Annotated in this window: 7 protein-coding genes; 5 read left to right on the top strand and 2 right to left on the bottom strand. The window is 58.7% G+C overall.

Translation table 11 applies throughout. The annotated features are described in order from the left end of the window. Window positions 1-199: 199 nt before the first annotated feature. Complete coding sequence (locus tag EDE08_RS18735; RefSeq protein ID WP_502700620.1) at window positions 200-1219, bottom strand: glycosyltransferase family 2 protein; 1020 nt, start codon at window positions 1217-1219, stop codon at window positions 200-202. A 34-nt stretch (window positions 1220-1253) separates the two neighbouring features. Here EDE08_RS18735 and EDE08_RS18740 point away from each other — a divergent pair, with 34 nt between their 5' ends. Further along, entirely contained in the window at window positions 1254-1454 is a 201-nt protein-coding gene (locus EDE08_RS18740; RefSeq protein ID WP_131869901.1) for a hypothetical protein, read from the top strand. Between the two features lie 184 nt (window positions 1455-1638). On the opposite strand, the gene EDE08_RS18745 is transcribed toward EDE08_RS18740, so the two are convergent. Further along, window positions 1639-4128 (bottom strand): Ig-like domain-containing protein, encoded by a 2490-nt coding sequence (locus EDE08_RS18745; protein WP_131869900.1) that lies wholly within the window; start codon window positions 4126-4128, stop codon window positions 1639-1641. A gap of 776 nt (window positions 4129-4904) precedes the next feature. Here EDE08_RS18745 and EDE08_RS18750 point away from each other — a divergent pair. From EDE08_RS18750 to EDE08_RS18765, 4 genes are all read left to right on the top strand, one after another. After that, window positions 4905-5255 carry a hypothetical protein gene (locus EDE08_RS18750; protein WP_131869899.1) on the top strand — a complete coding sequence of 117 codons (351 nt, stop codon included), beginning with the start codon at window positions 4905-4907 and terminating at the stop codon, window positions 5253-5255. 353 nt (window positions 5256-5608) lie between these two features. Continuing rightward, entirely contained in the window at window positions 5609-6451 is an 843-nt protein-coding gene (gene rfbF, locus EDE08_RS18755; RefSeq protein WP_131869898.1) for a glucose-1-phosphate cytidylyltransferase, read from the top strand. Beyond that, window positions 6411-7523, top strand: coding sequence for an NAD-dependent epimerase/dehydratase family protein (locus tag EDE08_RS18760; protein ID WP_245524822.1), 1113 nt, complete (start codon window positions 6411-6413; stop codon window positions 7521-7523). Before rfbF ends, EDE08_RS18760 begins: the two co-directional genes overlap by 41 nt. A 253-nt stretch (window positions 7524-7776) precedes the next feature. Next, window positions 7777-8547: a LuxR C-terminal-related transcriptional regulator gene (locus tag EDE08_RS18765; protein WP_131869896.1), complete on the top strand. Its 771-nt coding sequence runs from the start codon at window positions 7777-7779 to the stop codon at window positions 8545-8547. The last annotated feature ends 425 nt before the right edge of the window (window positions 8548-8972 follow it).

The following is an 8972-nucleotide window of genomic DNA, read 5'->3' on the forward strand; positions in this document are numbered from 1 at the left end:
ACGTCACCATCGCCTTGATCTCGCGTTCGGTTCGCTTGATCGGAAAACCAGTGAATCCTGGGTCAGCCTATGGGTGCGAGAGCCGGACGAATTTGAGGGCTATCAATAACGGTTCAATCCGATAAGTTGTGGCCGACCGTTTTGCACTTGGTAACGGAATCGTGTGCGGGGAGACGGATCATAACTCGTGCCATTGCCGTTAAGCGAGTTGTTCCGGGGTGCCGCGCCTCAGACGGCGCAGGCGAGCGGCGAGAAGCGGCGGACAAAGGGCGACAACAGCGAAGCGAAGGACTGCTTGCAGGCTTACACCGTGGAGATCGCGGCGGAAGTGCCAGGCCATGCTCAACATATCGAGCATGCTTGCTCCGTTCTTGCGAACGTCTGTCAGCGCGATCAACCCGCGACGTGAGAAGCAACGCCAAGCCTGGAGCTGGATGGTCTTGCGCAGCTGTGTGTCCTGAACACAGGTCTCCGCAGTGTGCGCGATCAAGTCGGCTACCTTGCGTCCGTCGTGCAGAAGCCGTTCCACCCCCAATCGAGCCGTCTCGGAATCGTCGTGATAGGTGTAGGTTGCGCAGGCCTCGTTGACGAGACCGGCCTTGCCAAGAAGCAACAGCGGCGCCCATGCAGCGACGTCGGCAGTGTGCGGCAGATCGAGCGGGATCCCGCCACGTTCGCGCAGAAGGGCGGTGCGCATCACCACGCCGCACATATTAACGGTGATCTGGTCAGTAAGGAACGCATTCAGAATCGCAGTGCCGTCCCGAATGCCGGTATCGAGAGTCCGGCTGACCCGCGGGGAGCGCGTTTGACCGAGTGAGGCCGCGTGAAGATTGCTCAGGGTAATGACGATCGGAAGTTGCGGGTGTTGGCGAATGAGCGTTACGCATCGCTCGAGCAGCTCCGGCATGATCCTGTCGTCATCGGATACGAAGATGATGTAGTCGCCTCGGGCATTCGCGAGACACGCATTCCAATTCGGGAGCAGGCCGATATTCGTATCCTGGGTGATGACGCGCAATCGCGGGTCGATAAACTCGCCCAAGATCTGTGCCGTATCGTCCGGCGAAGCGTTGTTCGAGACGAGAACCTCGAAATGAGGGTAGGTCTGCGCCAAGGCAGATGCGATGCATCCTCTCAACAGCGCGGCCCTGTTGTATGTCGGAATTGCAATCGTTACGTAAGGTTGGTCGGTCTTTGCCGAAAGTGCACTGTTCACGGCTCTACTGGCAGAGCTCGCGGGAGAACACTCCATGATATTTCCCGAGTGTGTCATGGATTTCGGTTGTCAGGACTGTCGTCGCGGCAACCGCCACGAGCGGCTCGACCCGGCGTTTCTTGGCTTCCGATCGGAGGTGGACTTGCTGCAATGCATGGCCGGCTCCTTCCATGTGCGATATCGTATGGACGGCGAACGGCAATATTCTGAGCGCGCCCAGCATCATCTAGGCTGATACAGGCATGTCGGAGTTGACGGCTATCAATTCCGCCAAAGCATGATCCGGTCCGCAGCGGTTTTCCGAAAAGATCACGCTTAAACAAGCACCTAAAGCGCGATGACGTTTCCTCTTGGTCGCATCGCCACACGCGGGGGCCGTAAACGGCGCCCCGCGATCTGGTTGGCCTGTTGCCCGGAAACTAGTGTTGTGCCGGCAACGAGAGCGTCTGCGAGAGTAAATTGGTCGTATCGGTTGCAAGGGGCCCACTCGTCACTGCACCCGTCGTGATCGCATCGGTTGCGGTATACTGGTTCATCAGCGCGACTGCCTGACTTGCACTGCTCAGCAGGGACGCCGAGGCCGGGTTTGCCGGCTTGGCAACCAGGGACACATTGTCATAGAGCGCACCGAGCCCGTCACCACCCTGGTTCGCAACCTCGCGGAATGTCACGCGGTCTTGTCCGCCTGTCCCGGTCACCGTGAAATCATAGTTTTTCCAGTCGGCGTCTGGCGGAACGACCCCAACGACCGAGCCATTCCAGAGGACTTCGATCGAACATGTCGAGTCTGAGAACCCCGGCCGTGAGCGCGCGTCGAAGGAAAGAGCATATTGCTGACCGGCGACCGTTTTCACATCCTGGTAAAGTCCATCACGGGCTCCGAGATAGTCCAGTTCGCCGAAATTTCCGCCGTCACTTGCTGTCACGCCGTTCAGATTATTCCAGAGCTCGATGGTTCCGCCACTAATGGCTTGCCAACCGGGAATGGCATCGAAGCCCGCCCAGCCGCCGGGCGCCAGCGAAGATGACTCGAAAGACCCGTTCGTCAGGAGATTCTTATCCCCGATCTCCGGCAGCGGAGTGGTTGGCGCCGCTGTGGCGGCGGTGAGCTCGATATTGTCATAGAGGGCACCTAAGCCATCGCTACCTTGGCTGGCTGCTTCGCGGAAGGTCAGGCGATCGTTGCTGCCAGTGCCCACGACCTTGAAGTCATAGTTGGTCCAGTCGCTGCCGGGTGGAACGGTCGCGATGACCGCGTTATTCCACAACACCTCGATCGAGCAGGTTGCACCGGTGAAACCGGGGCGCGAGCGTGCATCGAAGGACAGTTGATAAACCTGTCCCGCGACGGTCTTTACGTCCTGATAGAATCCATCTCGAGCACCGAGATAGTCGAGCTCGCCAAAATTGCCGCCATCGCTCGCCCTGACTCCATTGAGATTGTTCCAGAGCTCTATGGTGCCGCCGGAGATCGCGGTCCAGCCCGAAATCGACTGGTAAGCTCCCCAGCGGCCCTCACCGAGGGGCGACGAGTCCGTCGTCTCGAACGACCCGTTGACCAGCAGGTTCTTTCCGTTTGCCGGCGGTGAGATGAGGGGCTCGCTCACCGTCACATTCAGGGCACCAGACTTCGTGCTGACGTTGCCCGCAGCATCGGTGGCCATCGCAGTAAACGCGTGGTTCCCGACGGCCAACTGGGCTGTCGTCAGGCTCCAGGCGCCGGCTGCGTTAGCTTGAGTTGTGCCCAAGACGGATGTTCCCTCAAGGACCTTGACCGTGCTGCCTGCTTCCGCTGTGCCCGTCAGCGTCAATTGGCTGACGTTGGTCACCTTGTCCCCGACGGTACCGGTATCCGGTGTGAATGCCGTGATCCTGGGTGCCACCGGCGCGAGCGTGTCCACCCGCATGGCAAGAGAAGTCGATTTTGGACTGACGTTGCCTGCAGCGTCCGTGGCGGTCGCGGTGAAGGCATGGTTCCCATCTGGCAACTGGGCGGTGGTCAGGCTCCAGGTGCCGCTCGCATTGGCCTTGGCCGTACCAACTACGGTCGAGCCCTCAAATACCTTGATGGTGCTGCCCGCTTCTGCCGTTCCGCTCAACGTCAATTGTTTGGCATTGGTGACCTGGTCTCCGACGGTACCCGCATCCGGCGTGATTGCGACTATCTTGGGCGATGCCGGTGCTAGCGTGTCGGGAGAATCGACTGGAGGCGGTTGGGTAGATCCAAGCAGAGGCGGAGGCAAGTTTGCCTGGAACGCCGCCGTGCTCATGGAATAGTAGCCGATCGTCTTCCATTGCGTCGATAGCTCAACCCAGTTGCTGCTACCAACACCTGGATTGTTGCTGTGGTCGTGAAGATACGGAGCTGACGCGTTGCGCCACCAGTCCACGCCAACCATTCCCACCAGATTCGCGTTGGGGTCGGTCTGCCTCATGTCCATCTGGACGTAAACGCCGTCGACCGTACCTGCCGCATAAGTCCCACGCGATCCATACCAGAAATGATCGTTGTATCCGGTCGGAGGCGCATCAAAGCTCACCGCTCCGCTCGCCAGGGTTGTCACTTTCATCGGGTAACCTGAGTTACCGTTGAAATCCGTGACGAAATGTCCGCCTCCGATCCCGACCTTTGACTGGTCCTGAACCAGCAACCACTGGCCGGTCTCCTTGATGTGGACGTAGGTTTTTGCGTTCGCGATTTCGACGTCCGAATTTGGGGACGCGGGAGCCCCTTCCTCCGTATAGACTTGCCCCCAACCTTCGACCGCGGTGAAGTCGGCAGGCGGGGTTAGAAGTCCATCAGGATTCCAACCCTTGTACCAATTCCAGCTGTGCGGAACACCGGCTGGATATCCCTCGCTCTGTCCAAGCGTGTTTTGTTTGATCAGCTCTGATAACGAAATCCCCATTTCACCTTTCCTAGTCGTTCAAATTTGTGATGTGAGATGACTGTGTTGTACGGCATACGTTCGACGCCGACCGCGAAGGCGGACAGCCAGAACGCATGCTCGACCTCACGCCGCTCGCCTGCTGCTTCTGCTGATACTCGAGAATTGCAAGAGCTGGGGCCGGACGCCCTGCGGCCATCTCTTGCACCACCGAATCGGACTTACCGAATCACTCTGAGCCTTCCCCGTAAGCATGAACCAAGCCAGAAAAAGTTCAACCGACTGTGTCGCGGCGAACTCTTCGCAGCTTCTGTGACTGCACTCATTTCGAGCAACCGGTCGTTCAGAGAGACGACCTGCAAATGTATTCCAGCGCATTTCGCGATTTCACGCTTGCAACAGAATCTGTCGTCAATGTGATTGATTTGTTGCCGAATGGGGTGTCAGTGAGGCGCGCTCCTATCATTGCCGTCATATGGCCGCCTTTACCTCTCGAGGCAGCGGGAGCCGATGGACCGCAAGCTCTGCTATCGCGTGGAAATATCGGCCGTTCTTGTCTTTCGCGCACTGTGCGGGGGTCGCACATTGAGCGCGTTGCGTCTAATTGTCCCGCCTCGGCGAGGCGCATGCCGCATCTGACATTTGAGACTTCGGGCATCGGAGTGCGGTGGCCAGAATCGGTGCGACGAGAGATTGTCGCGTCCGCTACCATTGCGCCGCGCACTATTGAGCATCGTCAACTCGATCGGAAACGTTGGAGCCAAGTGAGAAGAATGGCCTCCCTCTCTGAACGGTAAATGCGTAAGGTAGATGCCATGCGCAATCGGCCGCCGAGCGACAAGTCCGACATTGAAATTGAGCAGTCCGAGATCCACCGTGAGATAGCTGACGAAGAGTGCGGCCAGATCCTCTCTGTTGCGGTTCGAGGCGAGCACGGAAGCAACGAAGCCGACAAAGCTGAGCAGAAGCAGCCGGTGCGAAAAAGCGATCCGGGTTCGATTGGGCAACAGCGCCACTCCGCACAGGAAGGCGAGAACCAGCATACGGAGTCCGCTGAGGGAAGCGGGGACGGCAAGCCGGACAACGGGCTTCGGTACGCCATCATAGAACAATTGTTCGGCGGGCGGACAGCAACTGACTGTCGCTGAGTGACAGAGGATGACGGCGACCGCCTATGAGACGCGCAGGGAGTTCGAATCCTGCGGGTCGTCCCTTCGCCGGCTTCCTACTTGTCACCAATCGATGTCGTCGCGTGCCCGCCAGGGTAGTAGCGTTCGCCTCGAACTTCGAACATTGGCAGCTCGGATCGGCAAGTTGACGAACGCCAGATCGTCCTGTGCGCGAACGCTTGTGATGACAAGGGGGACCGTATCGACCGGCGCTGCTTTGCCGAGTTGACGGTCATCAACTCGGTCGTGCCGCAGCCAACTACGGTCCGGGCTGCGCCATCCGAAAATGCATTCGCGCACGTTCGGTGGGGAACCCAGGATAGGAGATCCCTATGAAGGTTGTTATTCTCGCCGGTGGCTACGGTACGAGATTGAGCGAGCACACTTCGGTAGTCCCGAAGCCGCTGGTTGAAATCGGTGGTCGTCCGATCCTGTGGCATATCATGAAGCTGTATTCCCACCACGGCCTGAACGAGTTCGTCATTTGCTGTGGCTACAAGGGTACGGTGATCAAAGACTATTTCATGAGCTATTTGTCCCATCAGGGAGACTTCACGATCGACCTTCAGCGGAACCGCGTCGAAATGCATCGAAACGGATCGGAGCCCTGGCAGGTTACGCTGGTCGATACCGGAGAGAAGACGATGACCGGGGGACGCATCAAGCGAGTGCGCGAGCATCTCGGGAATTCGACCTTCTGCATGACATACGGCGATGGCGTCGGCGACGTCGATATCCGTGCGCTAATCAAATTCCACCATCAACAGGGGGCCCTGGCGACGGTCACCGCGGTCCAGTTGCCCGGCCGCTTTGGCGCGATCAATCTCTCGTCTGACCGCCCCCGCGCGGCCGGCTTCCGCGAGAAGTCTGCGAGCGACGGTCAGGTCATCAACGGCGGGTTTTTCGTCGTCGAACCTCAGGCCCTCGATCTCATCGACGACGATAGCACGAGCTGGGAGAACGAGCCTCTTGCCCGTCTGACCGAGCAGGACCAACTCGCTGTCTACAGGCACCGCGGCTACTGGCAGAATATGGATACCCTGCGCGACAAGGCCATTCTGCAGGATCTCTGGGATAGCGGAGATCCACCCTGGTGCGTCTGGAATAAGGATGCCGTCGCCAGCGGAAGCACCAATGTACAACACCCCGCCATCCCGGATCGGGCGATCCTTTGAGGAGATGAATCAAATGCGCGTTCTCTTCACTGGAGCTGACGGATATATCGGGGCGGTGCTCGGCCCGAGACTGCTTGATCAGGGTTACGATGCGGTCGGGATCGACACGGGTCTCTACCGCCGCGGCTGGCTGTTCGATGACGGCAGGACTCGTCCAATGGTCATGTCGCGCGACACGCGGCAGCTGTCGCCGTCTGATTTGGAGGGCTTTGACGCCGTGGTTCACCTGGCGGAGCTCTCCAATGATCCGCTGGGGGAGAATGATCCTGCGATCACGATGGAGATCAACCATCGTGGCTCCGTCGAGTTTGCCCGCAAATGCAAGCAGGCGGGCATCGGGCGATTCATCTATGCGTCCTCATGCAGCATCTATGGAGCGGCCGGCAGCGAGGTGAAATCAGAGACGTCCTCTTGCGAACCTCAGACGGCCTATGCGCGATGCAAAGTGCTCGTCGAGCGCGATCTCGTCGAACTGACCGACTCCCGGTTCACGCCCGTGTTTCTACGTAACGCGACCGCGTTCGGAGCGTCTCCCCGGCAGCGCTTCGATCTCGTCCTGAACAACCTGGCAGGGTGGGCGTTCACAACGGGGAAGATTCGCGTCATGAGCGACGGCACGCCCTGTCGACCCTTGGTCCACATCGAGGACATCTGCCAGGCGATCCTGTGCGCTCTGAACGCGCCGCGCGAAGCGGTTTGCGCCGAAGCGTTCAATGTCGGCGATGAAAGTCAGAACTATACGGTGCGAGAGATCGCGGAGATCGTGAACGACACTTTCACCGGCTGCGAACTTTCCTTCGGCCCGAGTGGCCCAGACAATCGCAGCTATCGGGTCTCCTTTGCGAAGATCAAGGCCCACATGCCGAGTTTCCGTTGTCAGTGGAATGCGCAACGTGGTGCACGACAGTTAAGGGGGGTATTTGAGCGCATCCAATTGGACGAAGCCACCTTCAATGCCGCGCCGTTTACGCGCCTGTCGGAGCTTCGCCACCTGCAGCATACCGAGCAGTTGGATCCTCACTTGCGCTGGACGCCAATTCCCGAATTCCTTCCGGCGATTGCGCGCACTTAGTGTCCTCTGCGCCGAAAAGGTTCACTCATTTGCCGATGCCGATGGAACCATGTGGGGCCATCGGCGCGGCAGCGTCCGTAAACGATATTTATAATCAGTTGACTCTTTTCCAACAAATCATAATATTTTCCGCAATGCAGAAGGGAAGGAACACCGAGCAGAGTATCGAAGTCATATTGCCGTTTCATTGGTTCAGACTGCCAACGATGTGAGAGTCCCGGGTAAGAGTACGGGATTGTTCGGAGATTGCGCAGTGGCTGTTATTCTGATTGTTGATCAGCATAGTGTTTATCGCAGTGGCCTCCGAGACGTGATCGAGGCCCGTTTTAAGAAGTCCCGTGTCGTAGACGCGTCACAGCTCGAGAATTGCGAGCTTGAGACAAGCATCGATTTGATCCTGATCGATCTAGGTAGTCTCAACCAACGTTCGCTCGCGGTCCTCTCGGAAATCGTCGACTTGAGACCCGCAACGCGTATCGCGGTGATGTCGGCTTCGAGCAGCCGCACGGATGTGTTGAAATGTCTTTCGGCCGGCTTTCACGGATTCCTGCCCAAGCTTCAGGCGGATGAGGAATTGCTGTCGGCAGTCGGTGATCTGCTGTCTGGGCGCATTTATGTTCCGCGATGGTTGGCGGATGATGATGTGAGCCGACCAGAGCCCCCTCAGACCGTCAACTTCGATTTGGAAGCTCTGCGATTGACGCGCCGGCAACGCGAAATTCTTCCGCTGCTGGCTCAGGGAATGTCGAACAAAGAGATCGCGCGCGAGCTGAGCATCGCGGAAGGCACCAGCAAGATCCACACAGCGGCACTCCTGCGCGCGCTCTGTGCGCGTAATCGGACGGAAGCGGCCTTTATCGCGGCGAAGTTGGTCGGTCCCAAGGACAGGCTGGCTCGTAAAATGACAAGCAAGAGGTTCTCGATGGACCAGGGCAATGGCTCAGGCCCTGGCTCGGAGTTCATCGTTGGCGATCGATGGGCGCAGTCCACGGACAGGTTTGCTTTTCGAAGACCAGCCGAGTGATCGGCGCGCATTCCCTGGCCTTTACGTGCTCAGCAATAGAGTTGCGTTCGGCGGCGGCCTACTGGAGATGGGCTCATGGAGGCCACGTCTTCGGTGATGGCGTAAAGCTCGGTGCAGCAAAGCCGTTTCCAACAGCTCCCTACGCGTGCGGACGAAGAGGTCAGAACCTTGTCGTCCGGTCGAGCGTGACTGGCTGAATCGGTAGATCGACGTCGCATCGGTGAAAGGCGCTTCGCCGGGGATGCATCGTCAGGCCTGGCAAGCTTTGCCGTGCCACCTCCCGAGCATTGCTCTGGCGCCGGCGGCTACTACGACGGAATTTGTAGAAACGATCGTGTCCCCTGGCGTGGTGTAGCTGGCGGCGGGTTACCGCGTTCTCCGGCGAGAGCCGGGCTGGTCAGCTGGCGATAGCCTGAAGGCTGACG

Source organism: Bradyrhizobium sp. R2.2-H (assembly GCF_004346455.1).
GTDB classification, from domain to species: Bacteria; Pseudomonadota; Alphaproteobacteria; order Rhizobiales; family Xanthobacteraceae; genus Bradyrhizobium; species Bradyrhizobium diversitatis.

Excerpts from the sequence above, each read along its gene's own strand:
- EDE08_RS18740 (WP_131869901.1), top strand. The coding sequence starts at position 1,254 with ATGATATTTCCCGAGTGTGTCATGGATTTCGGTTGTCAGGACTGTCGT.
- EDE08_RS18745 (WP_131869900.1), bottom strand. The coding sequence starts at position 4,128 with ATGGGGATTTCGTTATCAGAGCTGATCAAACAAAACACGCTTGGACAG.
- EDE08_RS18750 (WP_131869899.1), top strand. The coding sequence starts at position 4,905 with ATGCGTAAGGTAGATGCCATGCGCAATCGGCCGCCGAGCGACAAGTCC.
- rfbF (WP_131869898.1), top strand. The coding sequence starts at position 5,609 with ATGAAGGTTGTTATTCTCGCCGGTGGCTACGGTACGAGATTGAGCGAG.
- EDE08_RS18760 (WP_245524822.1), top strand. The coding sequence starts at position 6,411 with ATGTACAACACCCCGCCATCCCGGATCGGGCGATCCTTTGAGGAGATG.